Annotated in this window: 18 protein-coding genes and 1 pseudogene; 8 read left to right on the top strand and 11 right to left on the bottom strand. The window is 71.0% G+C overall.

Annotated elements, in window-relative coordinates; genetic code table 11:
* Nucleotides 1-50: 50 nt before the first annotated feature.
* A complete protein-coding gene (locus ACFYM2_RS19325; RefSeq protein ID WP_388837505.1) occupies nt 51-1,454 on the top strand; it encodes a S28 family serine protease in 1,404 nt (467 codons plus the stop codon).
* Between the two features lie 162 nt (nt 1,455-1,616).
* Here the strand turns inward: ACFYM2_RS19325 and ACFYM2_RS19320 are convergent, their stop codons facing one another.
* A complete protein-coding gene (locus tag ACFYM2_RS19320; RefSeq protein WP_358995047.1) occupies nt 1,617-2,144 on the bottom strand; it encodes a hypothetical protein in 528 nt (175 codons plus the stop codon).
* 290 nt (nt 2,145-2,434) lie between these two features.
* A complete protein-coding gene (locus ACFYM2_RS19315; protein ID WP_388837502.1) occupies nt 2,435-2,656 on the bottom strand; it encodes a hypothetical protein in 222 nt (73 codons plus the stop codon).
* Nucleotides 2,657-2,767: 111 nt separating this feature from the next.
* On the opposite strand from ACFYM2_RS19315, the gene ACFYM2_RS19310 reads away from it, so the two are divergent.
* Together ACFYM2_RS19310 and ACFYM2_RS19305 are read left to right on the top strand one after the other, a co-directional pair.
* Entirely contained in the window at nt 2,768-3,592 is an 825-nt protein-coding gene (locus tag ACFYM2_RS19310; protein WP_388837499.1) for a Scr1 family TA system antitoxin-like transcriptional regulator, read from the top strand.
* Nucleotides 3,579-3,875: a DUF397 domain-containing protein gene (locus ACFYM2_RS19305; protein ID WP_388837496.1), complete on the top strand. Its 297-nt coding sequence runs from the start codon at nt 3,579-3,581 to the stop codon at nt 3,873-3,875. Before ACFYM2_RS19310 ends, ACFYM2_RS19305 begins: the two co-directional genes overlap by 14 nt.
* A gap of 12 nt (nt 3,876-3,887) precedes the next feature.
* Here ACFYM2_RS19305 and ACFYM2_RS19300 read toward each other — a convergent pair whose 3' ends face one another.
* Nucleotides 3,888-4,448 carry a carboxymuconolactone decarboxylase family protein gene (locus tag ACFYM2_RS19300; protein WP_358995035.1) on the bottom strand — a complete coding sequence of 187 codons (561 nt, stop codon included), beginning with the start codon at nt 4,446-4,448 and terminating at the stop codon, nt 3,888-3,890.
* 113 nt (nt 4,449-4,561) lie between these two features.
* Nucleotides 4,562-5,434, bottom strand: a complete 873-nt coding sequence (locus tag ACFYM2_RS19295) for an alpha/beta fold hydrolase (RefSeq protein WP_388837493.1) — start codon at nt 5,432-5,434, stop codon at nt 4,562-4,564.
* A gap of 96 nt (nt 5,435-5,530) precedes the next feature.
* On the opposite strand from ACFYM2_RS19295, the gene ACFYM2_RS19290 reads away from it, so the two are divergent.
* Both ACFYM2_RS19290 and ACFYM2_RS19285 read left to right on the top strand, forming a co-directional pair.
* Nucleotides 5,531-5,986 carry a MarR family winged helix-turn-helix transcriptional regulator gene (locus tag ACFYM2_RS19290; RefSeq protein WP_388455726.1) on the top strand — a complete coding sequence of 152 codons (456 nt, stop codon included), beginning with the start codon at nt 5,531-5,533 and terminating at the stop codon, nt 5,984-5,986.
* A 21-nt stretch (nt 5,987-6,007) separates the two neighbouring features.
* Nucleotides 6,008-6,367 (top strand): helix-turn-helix domain-containing protein, encoded by a 360-nt coding sequence (locus tag ACFYM2_RS19285; RefSeq protein ID WP_358995029.1) that lies wholly within the window; start codon nt 6,008-6,010, stop codon nt 6,365-6,367.
* A gap of 29 nt (nt 6,368-6,396) precedes the next feature.
* Here the strand turns inward: ACFYM2_RS19285 and ACFYM2_RS19280 are convergent, their stop codons facing one another.
* The gene (locus ACFYM2_RS19280) at nt 6,397-7,347 is read right to left on the bottom strand and encodes a LysR family transcriptional regulator (protein ID WP_388837489.1); all 951 of its coding nucleotides are present in this window, start codon (nt 7,345-7,347) and stop codon (nt 6,397-6,399) included.
* Between the two features lie 182 nt (nt 7,348-7,529).
* On the opposite strand from ACFYM2_RS19280, the gene ACFYM2_RS19275 reads away from it, so the two are divergent.
* The 3 genes and pseudogenes from ACFYM2_RS19275 (at nt 7,530) to ACFYM2_RS19265 (ending at nt 9,533) form a co-directional block, all read left to right on the top strand.
* On the top strand, nt 7,530-8,447 hold the full coding sequence (locus ACFYM2_RS19275; protein WP_388455413.1) for an EamA family transporter: 918 nt from the start codon (nt 7,530-7,532) through the stop codon (nt 8,445-8,447).
* 99 nt (nt 8,448-8,546) lie between these two features.
* Nucleotides 8,547-8,915, top strand: a complete 369-nt coding sequence (locus tag ACFYM2_RS19270; RefSeq protein ID WP_358995021.1) for a hypothetical protein — start codon at nt 8,547-8,549, stop codon at nt 8,913-8,915.
* Nucleotides 8,912-9,533: pseudogene (locus ACFYM2_RS19265) on the top strand (nucleotidyl transferase AbiEii/AbiGii toxin family protein). Before ACFYM2_RS19270 ends, ACFYM2_RS19265 begins: the two are co-directional and overlap by 4 nt.
* 35 nt (nt 9,534-9,568) lie before the next feature.
* On the opposite strand, the gene ACFYM2_RS19260 reads toward ACFYM2_RS19265, so the two are convergent.
* The 6 genes from ACFYM2_RS19260 to ACFYM2_RS19235 all read right to left on the bottom strand — a co-directional run bounded on the left by ACFYM2_RS19260 (nt 9,569) and on the right by ACFYM2_RS19235 (nt 16,249).
* Complete coding sequence (locus tag ACFYM2_RS19260; RefSeq protein WP_358995018.1) at nt 9,569-10,360, bottom strand: sugar phosphate isomerase/epimerase family protein; 792 nt, start codon at nt 10,358-10,360, stop codon at nt 9,569-9,571.
* Nucleotides 10,361-10,535: 175 nt separating this feature from the next.
* Complete coding sequence (gene rho, locus ACFYM2_RS19255) at nt 10,536-11,693, bottom strand: transcription termination factor Rho (protein WP_388837486.1); 1,158 nt, start codon at nt 11,691-11,693, stop codon at nt 10,536-10,538.
* Between the two features lie 905 nt (nt 11,694-12,598).
* Complete coding sequence (locus tag ACFYM2_RS19250) at nt 12,599-13,009, bottom strand: RidA family protein (protein WP_358995012.1); 411 nt, start codon at nt 13,007-13,009, stop codon at nt 12,599-12,601.
* An 86-nt stretch (nt 13,010-13,095) separates the two neighbouring features.
* Complete coding sequence (locus tag ACFYM2_RS19245; protein WP_388837829.1) at nt 13,096-13,902, bottom strand: sugar phosphate isomerase/epimerase family protein; 807 nt, start codon at nt 13,900-13,902, stop codon at nt 13,096-13,098.
* Nucleotides 13,903-13,931: 29 nt separating this feature from the next.
* Complete coding sequence (locus tag ACFYM2_RS19240; protein ID WP_388455409.1) at nt 13,932-15,098, bottom strand: dihydrodipicolinate synthase family protein; 1,167 nt, start codon at nt 15,096-15,098, stop codon at nt 13,932-13,934.
* Nucleotides 15,095-16,249, bottom strand: a complete 1,155-nt coding sequence (locus tag ACFYM2_RS19235; RefSeq protein WP_388837483.1) for a Gfo/Idh/MocA family protein — start codon at nt 16,247-16,249, stop codon at nt 15,095-15,097. The genes ACFYM2_RS19240 and ACFYM2_RS19235 overlap by 4 nt, the downstream gene beginning before the upstream one ends.
* Nucleotides 16,250-16,363: the final 114 nt, after the last annotated feature.

Genomic DNA, 16,363 nt, shown 5'->3' with positions numbered 1-16,363 from the left:
GTTCGCGGGGCCACGTTTTGAGCCCACAGGGGCCCCACAGGGGAGTGTGAATGCGCAAGGCGCTCAGATGGCTGCTGTCGCTCGTCGTGCTGATAGGCACGATGACCGCGACCGCGGCCACGGCAGGGGCGGCCACCGCCGCCGAGCCGGACATCAAGGACCGCATCCTGGCGATACCCGGGATGAGCCTCATCCAGGAGAAGCCGTACGCCGGCTACCGCTACTTCGTGCTGGACTACACGCAGCCCGTCGACCACCACAACCCGTACCGGCGCGCCACGTTCCAGCAGCGGATCACCGTGCTGCACAAGGACACCGACCGCCCCACCGTGATGTACACCAGCGGCTACGACGTCTCGACCACCCCCAGCCGCAGCGAGCCGACGCAGCTCGTCGACGGCAACCAGGTCTCCGTCGAGTACCGCTACTTCCCCGAGTCGCGGCCCACGCCCGCCGACTGGTCCAAGGACGACATCTGGCAGGCGGCCAGCGACCAGCACGCCATCTTCAAGGCCCTCAAGCCGATCTACGCCAAGAACTGGCTGACCACCGGCGCGTCCAAGGGTGGCATGACCGCCACGTACTACAAGCGGTTCTACCCCCGCGACATGGACGGCGTCGTCGCGTACGTCGCGCCCGACGACGTGGTCAACAACGAGGATTCGGCCTACGACCGGTTCCTCGCGAACGTCGGCACCAAGGAATGCCGCGACAAGCTCGCGGGCGTCCAGCGCGAGGCACTGGTGCGACGCGGGCCCCTGGAGAAGAAGTACCAGGCGTACGCGGCGGCGAACGGCTACACCTTCAAGACCATCGGCTCGCTCGACAAGGCGTACGAGGCGGTCGTCCTCGACTACGTATGGGGCTTCTGGCAGTACCACCTGCTCGCCGAGTGCGCCACGATCCCGGCGGACGCGGCGCACGCGGGCGACCAGGCGATCTGGGACTCCATCGATACGATCTCCGGGTTCTCCTTCTACACCGACCAGGGTCTCGCGCCCTACACGGCGTACTACTACCAGGCCGGTACGCAGCTGGGCTCGCCCACGATCAAGCAGCCGTGGCTGGGCAAGCTGAGCCGGTACGGGTACCAGCCGCCGCGCAACTTCGTGCCGCGCGACATCCCCATGCGGTTCCAGCCGTGGGCGATGCGGGACGTCGACACGTGGGTCAAGCACCACGCGGACCACATGCTGTACGTGTACGGGCAGAACGACCCGTGGGGCGCCGAGCGGTTCTCCCTCGGGGCGGGGGCACGTGACTCCTACGTCTACACCGTGCCGGGCGGCAACCACGGCTCGAAGGTCGCCCTGCTCCCGTCGGCGCAGAAGTCCTCGGCCACGGCCGCCATTCTCCGCTGGGCGGGCCTGAACGCGAACGCGTCGAAGCCGGCCCCCTTCGACGCGAAGCTGGACGCCCCGGCCCTGACGAAGGAGCCCGCTCTGCGCCCCTGACCTGGGACGCCCCCCCACCCGGCTCCACCGCGCACAACCCCGCGCGGCTCCCCGCGCACGCAGCACCGGGAGCCGTGCACCCCCGGCGGGTTTCGCGAAGGAGAGGGGTGGGGGGAGGCGCCGGTCAGTACATCCCCCTGGACCGGGTGCGCGGTGGCTGGTTCAGCACATGGGGTGGGTGACTGTGGCGTCGGGGATTTTGGCGGCCTCGTAGTGGCTGTAGTCCCCGCTCAATTTTGCCTTGGTGCCGAAGGTCTTGAAGGTGAACTGACCGTGAGCCCTCCCCTCACAGGTGAAGCGGAACGCGTTGGTGGTGACAGTGGGCTCGTCGATCAGCCCGCTGTAGGACAGGCCGAAACCACCGCTCTTCACCACTTTTCTCTGCCCGTCCCGAATCTCGAACCGCCCGGAGACACGGCAGTTCTTCTGGCTCCAGCCGATGGCCTGCCCTCCCCAGCACTTCGCCTGGAAGGAACCGTGGGGCCCGCCGTAGGTGCTGAGACAGGCCTTCCAACGCGCCGAGGTCCATCGGTCGGAACTGTAGCTGTCCGTCTCCGGGGTGCAGGTCGCATCGGCGGCCCGCCGAACGGCAGGCGCTACGGAACCGGTGTGCGAGGGAGCCGCGCCCGCCGTGGCGGCCACCGTCAGGCAAACGGCGGCGATCGCACGGATCATCTTGGTCGTCTTCACATGCCCGTGAACGACGACCACCGCGAGTGGTCACTCCGCGCCCCGGACCGTTTCAACCGCCCGACGCCGCCCCGGCGTTCCTGGAGAACCTGATCACGTAGCCGGATCCGGGGCGTCGCGCTCCGAGCCCGGACATGGGTCCCCCCAGCGGTCCCGCGCGCTCTCACCCCCTGAGCCCTCGGGCGTACGCGGATGGGACAGCCCGGCCCACGCGGACGGGCGGGGCATGACGTACGGCTGCCAGGTCCGGCCCCCGTCGTGCGTCACCCGCAGCGCCAGCGGGAAGCCGGCTACCAGTTGCCCCCATGCCGGACGGCCTTCTCCATCAGCCACGCGGTCACCTCCTCTTCCTCCTGTGCGGAGGCGGTCCGCAGGTCCCGTACGGCGATGGAGGCGACGAAGTAGACGAACCGGACCCGCCGCCACTCGCCGTCCACGCCGATCACCTTGCCGGGCCCGTACACGTCGGTCCCTGTGTGGGCGACGTACGCCCCCACGCCGTGCGCTGCCATGCGACTGCCTCTCACTGTGTGTGGTGTTCCGCTCACAGCGTGGGGTCGCCCTGGCTACGCTGGCCAGGGGGTACGTGGTGTCAATGCAGCTGACACGGCTGGGAGTTGAGCGTGGCGATCGAGGACAATCCCGAATCCCGCACGAGCTACGGGGAGGAGCTGCGACGCCGCCGCGAAGAAGCAGGCCTGACCCAGGAGGAGTTGGGCGCACTGGCGCATATGTCACGCTCGTACATTGCGCATATTGAGGCTGGACGGAGGCGACCCTCCCCGGAGGACGCGCGCCGCCTTGACCAGGTCCTGGGCGCGAACGGGTTCTTCGAGCGCTTCCTGCCGACGCTCGATGGACGCAAGGTCGCGGAACACTTCGAGGCGGCCAAGATGTTCGAGGGGCAGGCGACGATCATCCGTGAGTACGCTCCCGAGTTGGTGCCCGGAGTTCTACAGACTGAGGCTTACGCCCGTGCCGTGTTCCAGACTCGCTTCCCGCCTATGACGGACGAGGAATGTGACAAGGCACTAGTAACGCGCCTTGATCGTTCCCGCATCCTCGACGACGCCAAGTTGCCTGTCATGTGGGCCATGCTCAATGAGGCCGTGCTCCGGCGTCGCGTAGGCGGCCCGGCCATCATGGCGGACCAGTTGAGGCACCTCGCAGAACTGGGTGAGCGTCGGCGTATCCGGCTGCACGTACTCCCGTTCGGGGCCGGGGCGCACTCGATGATGGAGGGGATGGTCTCGTTGATGTGGTTCGAAGAGTTGCCCCCAGTCGTCTACGTAGAGGGGTGGCGAACGGGCAAGCTCTGGGAGCTCCGATCTGTGGTGCAGCAGTGCCTCTCGGCATACGATCTTGCCCTGGGGGACGCGCTGCCGCATCAGCAGTCGCTGGCACTAATAAGGTCTGTCGCAGAGGATTACGAGCATGAAGCGCACTAAGTACGTCATCGCCGATGCCTCCGCACTGTCGAACTGGCGCAAGTCCAGCTACAGCGGCGCGAATGAGGGCAGTTGCCTCGAAGTGAACGACGCGTACGCGACCTGGCGTAAGTCGTCCTATAGCGGCGGTAGCAGCGGGGAGTGCCTGGAGTTCAGCGACTCCTGCGCCGCCTGCGTGCCCGTGCGGGACAGTAAGAATCCGACCGGGCCCGCCGTCGTGTTCGGGACCGGCGCTTGGACGTCGTTCGTGGACGCGGTCAAGGGGGAGGCGTTGGGCGCCTGACCCGCAGGGGGGTCACCGGGACGGGAACGGCGTACCCCAGGGCTCTGCCGGGAGGTCGAGCCCGTTGGCCAGGTAGCTGATGGTCCGGTACCAGCCGGCCAGCACGAGGAGTTCGAGCAGCTGCGCGTCCTCGTAGTGGGCGCGCAGGGCGTCCCACGCGGGTTGCGAGAGGCGCGCGGTCTCGTGCAGTTCGTCGACCGCGCCGAGCAGGGCCACGTGGCGCGGCAGCCAGGTGACGTCCGCCGCGGGGTCGGGGTCGGTGGTCGCCTTGAGCTGCCTCGGGGTGAGTCCGGCCTCCCGGGCGAGGGACGCCGCGTGGACGCCCCATTCGTAGCCGCAGCCGGCGCGCGCGGTCGCCCGGGCGATGACGATCTCGCGGTCGGCGGCGGGGAGCAGCCCGTGCCCCAGCAGGCCGGAGCCCAGGGCGAACATGCGGGAAGCGAGTTCGGGGTTGCGGTGCAGGACCCGGAACAGGGTGATCGGCTCGTACGGGGCGCCGGGCGGCATCCAGCGGCGGAGCGCCTGGTCGACAGCGGGGTCGTACGGCGGGTGGAGCGGTTCGATGCGCGACATGCGAGACGATGCCTCCTGCTTCGATTTTCGCATCACTATGGCGCTTCGAAAGCCGAAGCGCAAGGAGTGCGTGGCAAGAGGTCGTGGGTGTAGGCGCGCAGGGACGCTCCTCCTCAATCCGCGCCCGGGGCGGTTTGCGTGCCGGGGTTGTCGTACGCCAGGAAGTCGGTGATCCGGCGGTTCGTCTGCTCGGGCGCGGCCGTGGGCATGGCGAAGTGGGTGAGGTCGGGGAGGATGTCGATCCGGGCGGCCGGTACGGCCCTGCGGGCGCGGACCGCGACTTTCGCGGCGTCATGGGCGTCGCTGCGGCCGGCGAGGAGGACCAGGAGCGGGACGCTCAGCGCCGTGGGGTCCGGGCGGCGGCCGATGACCGGTTTCCGGTTCGCGAAGCCCGAGACCGCCAGGGCGTAGAGCCGCTTCCAGCCCGGGTCGGTGTGCGTGCCCGCCGTCTCACGGTCCAGGTAGGCGGCCGCGCGGGCCCGGGTCGGGCGGAGCAGGAGCGGCAGCGAGCGCAGCAGGAAACCCGGGCGGAAGTTGGCGAAGCACTGGGTCGGGTCGAGCAGGACCAGCCGATCGACCCGCTCTGGGGCGTGCAGGGCGTAGGTGAGGGCCATCCAGCCGCCGTAGGAATGGCCCAGCAGATGCGTGCGGGACACGCCGAGACCGTCGAGCAGCGCGTCCAGCCAGGCCATCAGGTCGGTGGTGGTGCGCAGCGGGCGCCCGCCGGGGACGCTGCGTCCGGCGTCGCCGAGGATGTCGACGGCCAGCACCCGGTGGTGCGCGCCGAGCGCTGAGGCATTCGCGAACCAGACCGCGCCGGTGGAACCGCCGCCGTGCAGGAGGAGGACGGGGGTGGCCCCGGCCGGGCCGTAGGCGTGGACGCGGGTGGCGCCGTACGGGGTGGGAACGTCGATCTCGGTGGTGCCCGTGGGCCACCGGGCGAGCAGCGCGTCGTAGGCCGCGAAGAACTCTGGGGATGAGGACACGGTGAACCCCTCCGGGGAACCATCTCGTTGATCTCGTTGGCCAATTCTCTCGCTCGGCGAGATACTAGCCCGGTGAGTGATGCCGACAACCCCGCGATGCGGCTGGTCCATCTGCTGCGCGCGGTGACCGTGGAATTCGATCTGCGCGGCGCGGAGTTCGCCGCGCGAAACGGCCTGCACCCCACCGATCTGCGGGCCCTCATCCACCTGCTCGACGCCGACCGGGCGGGCGCCGATGTCACGCCGGGCCGGCTCGGCGCGGCGCTGCGGCTCAACTCGGCGGGCACTACCGCCCTGCTCGACCGGCTGGAGCGCCTGGGGCTCGTCCGTCGCGGGCGCGATGAGAACGACCGGCGACGCGTCCTGCTGTCGGTTGAGCGGGCGGCCGTGGAGCTGGGCTGGTCCTTCTTCGGCGCGCTCATCACCGACCTGGTCGACGCGGCCGAGGACTTCACCCCCGGTGAACTGGACACCGTTCACCGCTACCTGACCGCCGCCCTGCGAGCGGCCGCCCCCGTAAGCCCGCCCGCCGCCCAGCCGCGCGATCTCTAGCACCTCCAGCAAGGAGTACGCATGGAAGCCAGAACTCCTCGGCCCGGTGTGCCGGTGCGGGGGTCCGCCTCGGGGCGTCCGATCATGGCCGCTCTCGACCTGCTCGGCCGGCGCTGGGCGATGCGCGTGCTGTGGGAGCTGAGCCAAAGCCCGGCAGGATTCCGGGAGTTGCAGCGGCGGTGCGGGCAGATGTCCTCCAGCGTGCTGAGCACCCGGATCACCGAGCTGACCGAGGCCGGACTGCTCACCCTGGACGGCGCCGCCTACCACCTGACCCGGCTCGGCCGTGACCTCGTTGAGGCGCTGAGCCCGCTGGACGCGTGGAGCAGGCGATGGGCGAGGGAGACGGAGGCGGGGGCGGCGGGGGCGTCCGAGGGGTGAGGGGGAGCGTTCCGTTCGGGGGCGGGTGGTCAGCGCGCCGGGCGGGGCGCACCCGGCTCGGGTGCCGGGCCGGATGCATCCGCCTGGGCGGTCCACGCGTCGCGCAGCGCCTGGACCGCCGCCTTGATCGCGGGGCGGCGGGCCGCGCCGGTGCGCCACAGGGCGTACAGGCGGCGGGTCGGTACGGGGGTGAGGGGCAGGGCGACGACGCCCTCGGGGAGCGGGCCCCGGCCCAGACGCGGCACGAGCGCCACGCCCAACCCGGCTTGCACCAGGGCGAGTTGGGTGTGGTACTCGACCGCCTGGTGACGCAGATCGGGCTCGTGGCCGTCGGCACGCAGGGTGCGGACGAGCCAGTCGTGACAGACCGAGCCGGGCGGCTGGCAGATCCAGGGTTCGTGGGCGAGGTCGGCGCGGCGGATGACGGGGCGGGCGGCGAGGGGATGGCCGGCCGGGACCAGGATGTCGCAGTGGTCGTCGCCGATGGGCGCGTGCTGGACGCCGTCGGGGGCGGGCAGCGGGGCGATGTCCCAGTCGTGGGCGACGGCCAGGTCGATGAGACCCTTGGCGACGAGGTCGACGGAAAGGTGCGGATCGACTTCGGACAACCGGGTTTGCAGGGCGGGGTGTTCGCGGGCGAGGGCGGCGAGCGCGGCGGGGAGCAGACCGCGCGCGGCGGTGGCGAACGCGCCGACACTCAGGACGCCGGTGGGCTGTCCGCGCCGCTCTTCGAGCGTGGTCTCCGTACGCTCGACGATGGCCAGCAACTCCTGCGCCGCCGACGCCAGTTGGAGGGCGTCCTCGGTGAGGGCGATGCCCCGGCCCTTGCGTTCGAGCAGGGTGGTACGGGTCTCGCGTTCCAGCTTGGTGATCTGCTGGGAGATCGCGGAGGGGGTGTAGCCGAGCGCGGCGGCAGCGGCGGCGACGGAACCGTGGACGTGGACCGCGTGCAGCGCGCGCAGCCGGGCGAGATCGAGCACGGGGCCTCACTGGGGTGGACGGGCGGGCGGGTTGGGCCGGGGCCCGGGTGGCCGGGGCCTGCATTTCCTGGGTCCGGGTGGCCGGGACCTGGATTACCGGGGCCCGGATTAAGGGATGCTTCATCCCACCATCAATTAAACCGCGCTGGTGCTGAAGGGTCGGCGCCGGTGATCCTCGACGCATGCGTCCCGTACACATCCTGCTCGCCGTCCTCGTCACCGCCGTCTGGGGGGTGAACTTCGTCGTCATCGACGTGGGGCTCGGCCATTTCCCGCCGCTGCTCTTCTCCGCCCTGCGCTTCCTGGTCGCCGCGCTGCCCGCCGTGTTCTTCGTGGGGCGGCCCAAGGTCGCCTGGAAGTGGATCGTGGCGGTGGGTCTTGTGCTCGGGGTGGCGAAGTTCGGGCTGCTGTTCATCGGCATGAGCCAGGGGATGCCGGCGGGCCTGTCCTCGCTGGTCCTCCAGGTGCAGGCGGTGTTCACGGCGGTGGTGGCGACGGCCGTCCTGGGCGAACGGATCGTCGGCGTACGGCTGTTGGGGATGGGCGTGGCGCTCGCGGGGATCGTGGTGGCGGGCGTGGACGAGGGCACGAGCGGGCCGCTGCTCGGGTTCTCGCTGACGGTGGGCGCGGCGGCGTGCTGGGGCGTGTCGAACGTCCTGACCCGCAAGGCGGCCCCGCCGGACGCCCTCAACTTCATGGTGTGGGTGTCCGTCGTCCCCGTACTCCCGCTGCTCGGCCTCTCCCTCCTCTTCGAGGGCCCGGCACGCGACGCGGACGCGCTGGCCGGGTTCGACTGGAGCGGGGCGGGGGCGCTGGTGTACGTGGCGTGGATCAGCACGGTGTTCGGGTTCGGCGCGTGGGGGATGCTGCTGCGCCGCTACCCGGCGTCGTCGGTGGCACCCTTCAGCCTCCTGGTGCCGGTCTTCGGCATGTCGTCGGCGGCCCTGCTCCTGGGCGAACCGGTGACGGCCCCGCGCTGGTGCGCGGCGGCCCTCCTGGTGGGCGGCGTGGCCCTGACGTCCCTGCCCCGGCGATCGGCGGCGCCTGCGGCGCCACGCCCACGCGCTCAGCCCGTGGAGGCGGTCAGCCGGGTCAGGTAGGTGTGGCCTGCTTGGGTGCTGTTCCCGGCTGGCCGGAGGAGAGCACCGGCACGGACGGGTCGTGGTGTCCGCCCCGCTGCGGCGGTCCATACTGGGCCCATGGCTGAGGTGCCCTCCCGTCTCCCGGTGGCGAACGCGTTCGAGTTGTTGTGCGCGCAGTACGCCGAGCGGCTGCCTGCCCGGCTGGAGGACCTTGCGGGCCCGAGCAGCGGCGTGGTGGAGCTGCCGCTGCATGTGGTCTGGTCGGGCCGCAGCACCTACAGTCTGGCTGGACCCAAGTCCCGGATGAGCCTGTACCGCACGGTCCTCGCCGAGGGGCAGCGCCAGGACCTGATCGACTTTCTCCACCGGGATCTGCTCATCGCGCAGTGGCCCGTCCTGCGGACGCTCATCGGCCGACCGGTCCGTCACGCCTGGGAAGCCGCGTTTCCTGAGCTCGCCGCCGCTCGGAGTGTGCGGGCCGCGTGAACCTGAGCGATCTGCACCGCCGCCTTCTGGCCGACGTCCTCTCCATCGGCAGTCCCTACCCGCTGGTCATCACCGGCGGGTATGCCGTTCAGGCGCACGGCCTGGTCGACCGGCTCAGTCAGGACTTCGACGTGGCGACCGAGAACCCCGCGCCTGTCGCCGAACGAGACGGGAGCCCTGTCCGGCCGTCTCATCGCGACCGACCACCTGACGGGCGAGGAGTGCGAGGTGGACATCCTCAAGGAGGCGTTCTGGGCACCCCCGGTCGTCACCGAACACGGACCGGTTCTCGCCCTCGACGATGTGATCGGTACCAAGGTCCGCGCGCTCGCGGACCGGGGCGCGGTCAGGGACCTGATCGACGTCCACGCCGCTTCGCGTCACCGCACCACCGCCGAACTGGAAAGCCTTGGCCGACGGCACGCCCGCTTCGAGTTCAGTCTCCAAGAGCTCCGCGACCGCTTGTCCGGTGCCGAATGGTGGGACGACGAGGACTACTACGACTACGGTCTCGGTCCCGAGCAACTGTCCGTTCTGCGTGGCTGGGCGAACGCTTGGGTCAGTGATCTGGACGCAAGACTGTACGACGCGGACGCCTCGGACGACCTGGACGTCTGACCTGTCGGGCGGGGCGGCATGGGAAAGGGCTCGTCTTACGCTTCCGTCGCGGTCAGCCGGGTCAGGTAGGTGTGGGCCGGCTGGAGGAGGGCGGGGAGGGGGGCGGCTCGGGGGTACCAGCGCTTTTCGTACTCCCAGCACAGCCAGCCGTCCGGCGGGAGCGGGGCGAGGCAGGCGGCCAGGGGGAGTACGCCGGCGCCCAGGGGGAGCGGGGTGGTGTCCTCGGCGGAGGCGATGTCCTTGACCTGGGTGTAGCCGAGGTGGGGCGAGAGGTGGGTGAAGGACTCCGCCGGGGTCTCGCCGCCGAGCCAGGTGTGCATGACGTCCCAGAGCGCACCCACGCCGTCGTGGTCCACGCGGTCCAGGACGCGGGCGGTGGCTCTGCCGGTGCGGTGGGAGTCGTGGGTCTCCAGGAGGACGCGGACACCGTTGTGGTGGGCGAGGGGGGCGACTTCCGAGAGGCGGCGTACGGCGATGTCGTCCTCGGCCCGGATGTCCGCGGCCGGGGTGTTCTTTCCGGCGCCGCCGGGGAAGACGCGGATGTACCGCGCGCCCAGATCGCTTGCCAGCTCGATGAGTTGGGTGAGATCCGTGGTGTCGTCGGGGTCCGCGACCCGGGCGTACGTGGCTAGGGCGAGGATGTCGAGGCCCGCCGCCTCGAACTGGCGGGCCACGGCCTTGCGCTGCGCGGCGTCCAGGGCGGGGTGGACAGGCTCCTCGGGGTGCGTACGGAGTTCCACGCCGTGGTAGCCGGCTTGGGCGGCCAGATCCACGACGGCGGGGAGGGGGATGCCGGGGAGGCCCAGGGTGGAGAGGGCGAGCTTCATGCGGGTTCCTGTCGGGGGGTGCGGTGATGTGGGCTGCGTCGTCATCGGTGGTGGTGGCGACGCTGACGCCGTGCGTTGGCTGCTTGCGCAGTTCCGCGCACCCCTAAACCCGGGTTCCTCCGTCCGGCCCGGGCGCGAGATGCGTGCGGGGGCCGGGCGGGGAAGCCCGCGCGCGTCACGCGGTCAGGCGGATCTGTCGCAGGAAGGCCGCGTTGTCCGGTGCCTGCCGCATCTTGGTGAGCAGCGCGTCCAGGGCGCCGTACGCGTCCTGGTGGTGGAGCGCCCTGCGCAGTGCTCGCGTGTCGCCCAACTCGGCCTGCCCGAGGATCAGTTCCTCCCGGCGGGTGCCGGACGGGGTGATGTCGACCGCCGGGAACAGGCGCCGGTCCGCGAGGGTGCGGGCCAGGCGCAGCTCCATGTTGCCGGTGCTCTTGAGTTCTTCGAAGAAGTAGTCGTCGGCGCGTGAACCGGTGTCGACCAGGGCGGTCGCGAGGATGGTGAGCGAGCCGGCCTCCTCGGTGAGCCGCGCGGCACCGAACATCCGCTTGGGGCCGAGCAGCGCGGCCGCGTCGACCCCACCGCTGAGGGTGCGCCCGCCGGGACCGGCCGCGTTGTTGTGCGCGCGGCACAGACGGGTGAGCGAGTCCATGAGTACGACGACGTCACGGCCCTGCTCGACCAGGCGCTTGGCCCGTTCGAGGGCGAGTTCGGCGAGGGCGATGTGCTCCTTCGGCGGCCGGTCGAACGTCGAGGCCAGCACCTCGCCGTGGACCGAGCGTCGCATGTCGGTGACTTCCTCGGGGCGTTCGTCGATGAGGAGCACCATCAGATGGCACTCGGGGTGGTTCTCGGTGACCGCCTGCGCCAACTCCTTGAGCAGGGCGGTCTTTCCGGTCTTCGGCGGGGCGACGATCAGGCCGCGCTGCCCCTTGCCGACGGGGGCGACGAGGTCGACGACGCGGCCCGTGAGCCGGTCCGGGCGGGTTTCCAGGCGCAGCCGTTCGCGTGGGTGCAGCGGGGTGAGGTCGGCGAAGTGCGGGCGTCCGCGCAGGGCCTGGACCGGGCGGCCGTTGACCCGCACGACCCGCTCCGGCGCGGGGCCCTCGCATTCTACGAAGTCGCCCTTGCGCAGGCCGTGTTGGCGGATGAGGGACGTCGGGAACTTCGCGTCCTTCGGGGCCGGGGCGTACCCGGTGGTCCGGAGCGTGCCGTGGCCGCCCGCGAGGTCGAGGACTCCGGCGAGGACTCCGGCGAGCGGGGTCTGGGCGGTGCGGTCGGAGTGGGTGGGTGTGGTGGGTGTGGTGGGTGTGGGGTGTTCGAGCGTGCTCAGCACAGGAGGGTCCCTTCGCGCGACGGGCGCAGGAGAAGTCCGGGCCGTACAGCACGGTTGAATGCCGGGACGGGTCCGATGGGTTGACGTCCGGATGGGAATCCGGAGGTGTCCGCAGGGATCCGGGTGGGCCGTGCCGTGCCGTGGCCGGGAGGGGAACTGGGGCGCCGCGCTGGAGGGGGCGCCGGGAGGGAATCAGCACGGACGCCGTGAAGAGGGGGCGTGCATACGTGCTGTTTGCAGCGTAGCACTCCGTGCGGGGGGCCGTGCGGCGCGGGGGGTGGTCGGTTGCGCAGTTCCCCGCGCCCCTTGAAGGGTCCGGCTGTCCGGTGCGGGTTGTGGAGGCTTTTCGCGCAGTTCCTCGCGCCCCTTCAGAGTTTGGTTTTCGGGTGCGGGTTTGGTGGGTGGCTGGTCGCGCAGTTCCCCGCGCCCCTTAAGGGCTTCGGTTTTCGGGTGCGGGTTTGTGGGTGGCTGGTCGCGCAGTTCCTCGCGCCCCTTAAGGGGTTCGGTTTTCGGGTGCGGGTTTGTGGGGGCTTTTCGCGCCGTTCCTCGCGCCCCTTGTGGGGGTTGGGCTTCTCGCGGCTCTATGTGATGGTGAGCGTCGGCTCGGGCTCCTGTCGGGCTCGGCAGGACGCCGCCGGGGCTCGTGCGAAACCGCCACGGCTCGCGGACACCCGCGCACGTGGGCCGATCATCTCGGCGGCGACAAGGCGTACTTCTCGCGTCGCACGCACGCCATCCACGAAACCGAAGAAGCCAGTGGGCCAACCGCCGGCGCCCGGGCGCAAGGGCGGCCGGCCTGCCGGCTTCGGCAAGAGGGCCGCATCTTTCACGGCACCGTGACCGTCACAGCAAATCGCCTGCGGCCCGGTTCCTGGACCCGCCCAGGAGCCTGGAATTCCCCGGCCTCACCGGACGAGTCCGATGGCCTCAATCTCGATCATCCACTCAGGGTTGGCGAGGGAGGAGACCTCGACGAACGACTCCGCGAGGTGCGGCTTGTGCGGGAAGTGTTCCGCGCGCAACCTGGAGAAGATGTCCTGCTGCCCGATGTCGGTGACGAACACGGTCGCCTTGACTACGTCAGCGAGGCTGGAGCCCGCGTTGGTCAGGACCGTCGACAGATTCGCGAGCGACTGACGGGCTTGCGTCTCGAAGTCCCCGGCGCCGACCGTGGCTCCCTGGGCGTCAATCGGCGCCTGCCCCGAGGTGAAGACCAGGTTCCCGACCCGGACGCCGAGCGATATGCCGGCCGACTCGTACCAGTCGGGTTCTGCGGAGACACGCACGCGCTCGGTGGCAGGCTGGGTAACGGACATACTGGTGGCACTCCCTCACATCGCACACGCGGAACCGGGCAGCTGTGATCATCCCGGCTTGATCGACAGCCACGAGGTCCTGAGATTCATTCCCGAGGACTCAAGAGCTGGGTCGCGCGGTGGGCCGTGTCGGTCAGGAGGGTCACGCCGTCTTCCGTCCACAGCGTCTCGTTGAAGAGTTCCACCTCCACCGGGCCCGCGTACCCCGCCTCCTTCAGCAACCCGCACCACCCGGCCAGATCCACCGCGCCCTCTCCCAGCTGTCCCCGCCCGTTCAGGACCCCCGCCGGCAGGGGCGTGACCCAGTCCGCCAGCTGAAAGGCGTGGATGCGCCCCGCCGAGCCCGCCCGGGCCACCGCCGCCGGCGCCGTCTCGTCCCACCACACGTGGTACGTGTCGACCACCACCCCCACCTCCGCCGCCGGAAACCGCTCCGCGATCCCCAGCGCCTGACCGAGCGTGGACACCACGCACCGGTCCGACGCGAACATCGGATGCAGCGGCTCGATGGCGAGCCGCACCCCCCGCGCCGCCGCGTACGGCGCGAGCGAGGAGAGCGCGTCGGCGACCCGCTCCCGCGCGCCCACCAGGTCCTTGGACCCGGGTGGCAGCCCGCCCGACACCAGTACCAGCGTGTCCGTGCCGAGCGCCGCCGCCTCGTCGATGGCGGCCCGGTTGTCGTCGATCGCCGCCGCCCGCGCACCCGGTTCGATCGCCGTGAGGAAGCCGCCCCGGCACAGGGAGGTCACCTCAAGTCCCTTGTCGCGGAACAGTTTTGACGCCGCGTCGAGACCGTAGGAGGCGACTGGTTCGCGCCACAGGCCAACCCCGCGCACCCCGAGCCGTACACACGCCTCGGCGAGATCCGGCAGCGAGAGCTGGCGCACCGTCATCTGGTTGATGCTGAACCGCGCCGAGATGGTCACTGGGCAACTCCGTACACCGTGAGGAAGGACCGCATGCGGGACTCCGCCCGCCCGGGGTCGGGGAAGAGGCCTAGGCCGTCCGCCAGCTCGTACGCCCGCGCCAGATGCGGCAGCGAGCGGGCCGACTGGAGGCCGCCGACCATCGTGAAGTGCGTCTGGTGCCCCGCGAGCCACGCGAGGAACACCACGCCTGTCTTGTAGAAGCGGGTCGGCGGCTCGAAGAGGTGGCGGGCCAGCGCGACCGTCGGGTCGAGGGCGGCGCGGAAGGCGTCGGGGTCGCCCTCGTCGAGCAGGCGTACCGCCCCGGCCGCCAGCGGTCCGAGCGGGTCGAAAACTCCCAACAGGGCGTGGCTGAAGCCCTGTTCGTCGCCCGCGATCAGCTCGGGATAGTGGAAGTCGTCGCCCGTGTAGCACCGTACGCCCTCAGGAAGGCGACGCCGCAGCTCCACCTCGCGACGGGCGTCCAGGAGGGACACCTTGACGCCGTCGACCTTGTCGGGGTGGGCGGCGATGACATCGAGGAAGGTGTCGGTGGCGGCGTCCAGGTCGGACGAGCCCCAGTAGCCGTCGAGTGCCGGGTCGAACATCGGGCCGAGCCAGTGCAGGATCACGGGCGCGGAGGCCTGGCGCAGCAGGTGCCCGTACACCGCGAGGTAGTCCTCGGCGTCACGGGCCGCCGCCGCGAGGGCGCGCGACGCCATCAGGATCGGCTGCGCCCCGGCGCCCTCGACGTGCGCGAGCTGGTCCTCGTACGCCGCCCGCACCTCGGCGAGCCCGCCGGAGCCGAGCTGATCGGTGCCGAGCTGGTCTGTGCCGGCCCCGCACGCGATGCGTCCGCCAACCGCCGCCGCTTCCAACGCACTTCGGCGGATCAGCTCGGCTGCCGTCGGCCAGTCCAGGCCCATGCCGCGCTGCGCGGTGTCCATGGCCTCAGCGACGCCGAGGCCGTGCGACCACAGATGGCGGCGGAAGGCGAGCGTGGCGTCCCAGTCGACGGCGGCGGGCGCGCCGGGCGAGAGGTCCGCGCGGGGGTCGGCCACTACGTGCGCGGCCGCGAAGACCGTACGGGAGCGGGCGGGCGGCCCCGGCGCGAGCGCGAGCGGGTCGGCGCGGGGCTCGTAACGCCTGGTCGTGCCGGAGGGGCCCGGCAGCAGGAGGCTCACAGCGCGATCTTTGGCACGTCGAGGCGGCGGCCCTCGGCGCAGGAGCGCAGGCCGAGCTCCGCGAGCTGCACGCCGCGCGCGCCCGCCAGCAGGTCCCAGTGGTAGGGCTCGTCCAGCGCGACGTGGCGCAGGAACAGCTCCCACTGCGCCTTGAACCCGTTGTCGAACGTGGCGTTGTCCGGCACCTCCTGCCACTGCGCGCGGAACGGCTCGGTGGCGGGCAGATCGGGGTTCCACACCGGTTTCGGTGTCGAACTCCGGTGCTGCACACGGCAGTCGCGCAGCCCGGCGACGGCCGAGCCCTCCGTTCCGTCCACCTGGAACTCCACGAGTTCGTCGCGGTGGACGCGGACCGCCCACGAGGAGTTGATCTGGGCGATCACGCCGCCCTCCAGCTGGAAGATCCCGTACGCCGCGTCGTCGGCGGTCGCCGCGTACGGCTCGCCCCGCTCGTCCCAGCGCCTCGGGATGTGGGTGGCGGTCTGCGCGGTGACGGAGGTGACCCGGCCGAACAGCTCGTGCAGGACGTACTCCCAGTGCGGGAACATGTCCACGACGATGCCGCCGCCGTCGTCGCGCCGGTAGTTCCACGACGGGCGCTGCGCGCTCTGCCAGTCCCCCTCGAAGACCCAGTAGCCGAACTCGCCCCGCACGGAAAGCACTTGGCCGAAGAAACCGCCGTCCAGCAGGCGCTTCAGCTTGAGCAGGCCCGGCAGGAACAGCTTGTCCTGCACCACGCCGTGCTTGACGCCGGCCGCGCGGGCCCGCCGGGCCAGGTACAGCGCGCCCGCGAGGCCCGTCGCGGTGGGCTTCTCGGTGTAGATGTGCTTGCCCGCCGCGATGGCCTTGCCGATCGCCTCCTCGCGGGCGGACGTCACCTGGGCGTCGAAGTAGATGTCGACGCCCGGGTCGGCGAGGACCGCGTCGAGGTCGGTGGACCACTCGGTCAGGCCGTGCCGGTCGGCCATCGCCTTGAGCGCGTGGTCGCGCCGGCCGACCAGGACCGGTTCGGGCCACAGCGTGGTGCCGTCGCCGAGATCCAGGCCGCCCTGGTCGCGCAGGGCGAGGAGGGAGCGTACGAGGTGCTGGCGGTAACCCATGCGTCCGGTGACGCCGTTCATGGCGATCCGCACGGTCCTGCGTGACGTCATGTGGTCCCTCCCGGGGGGTCGGGGCTAGGGGGTGTCTGGTGGATCAGGGTCGGTCAGGGCGCGGCGTCTGGTGCGGTGCATCGCAAGGCGCCGGAGCGTCTCGATAGCGGAGCT

The organism is Streptomyces sp. NPDC006711, from assembly GCF_042869775.1.
Lineage (GTDB): Bacteria > Actinomycetota > Actinomycetes > Streptomycetales > Streptomycetaceae > Streptomyces.
The sequence above is the reverse complement of the archived record's forward strand: the minus strand, read 5'-3'. Positions and strand labels throughout refer to the sequence as shown.

Coding starts and splice junctions, on each gene's coding strand:
- ACFYM2_RS19325 (WP_388837505.1), top strand. CDS start 51: ATGCGCAAGGCGCTCAGATGGCTGCTGTCGCTCGTCGTGCTGATAGGC.
- ACFYM2_RS19315 (WP_388837502.1), bottom strand. CDS start 2,656: ATGGCAGCGCACGGCGTGGGGGCGTACGTCGCCCACACAGGGACCGAC.
- ACFYM2_RS19305 (WP_388837496.1), top strand. CDS start 3,579: ATGAAGCGCACTAAGTACGTCATCGCCGATGCCTCCGCACTGTCGAAC.
- ACFYM2_RS19300 (WP_358995035.1), bottom strand. CDS start 4,448: ATGTCGCGCATCGAACCGCTCCACCCGCCGTACGACCCCGCTGTCGAC.
- ACFYM2_RS19290 (WP_388455726.1), top strand. CDS start 5,531: ATGCGGCTGGTCCATCTGCTGCGCGCGGTGACCGTGGAATTCGATCTG.
- ACFYM2_RS19285 (WP_358995029.1), top strand. CDS start 6,008: ATGGAAGCCAGAACTCCTCGGCCCGGTGTGCCGGTGCGGGGGTCCGCC.
- ACFYM2_RS19275 (WP_388455413.1), top strand. CDS start 7,530: ATGCGTCCCGTACACATCCTGCTCGCCGTCCTCGTCACCGCCGTCTGG.
- ACFYM2_RS19270 (WP_358995021.1), top strand. CDS start 8,547: ATGGCTGAGGTGCCCTCCCGTCTCCCGGTGGCGAACGCGTTCGAGTTG.
- ACFYM2_RS19260 (WP_358995018.1), bottom strand. CDS start 10,360: ATGAAGCTCGCCCTCTCCACCCTGGGCCTCCCCGGCATCCCCCTCCCC.
- ACFYM2_RS19250 (WP_358995012.1), bottom strand. CDS start 13,009: ATGTCCGTTACCCAGCCTGCCACCGAGCGCGTGCGTGTCTCCGCAGAA.
- ACFYM2_RS19245 (WP_388837829.1), bottom strand. CDS start 13,902: ATGACGGTGCGCCAGCTCTCGCTGCCGGATCTCGCCGAGGCGTGTGTA.
- ACFYM2_RS19235 (WP_388837483.1), bottom strand. CDS start 16,249: ATGACGTCACGCAGGACCGTGCGGATCGCCATGAACGGCGTCACCGGA.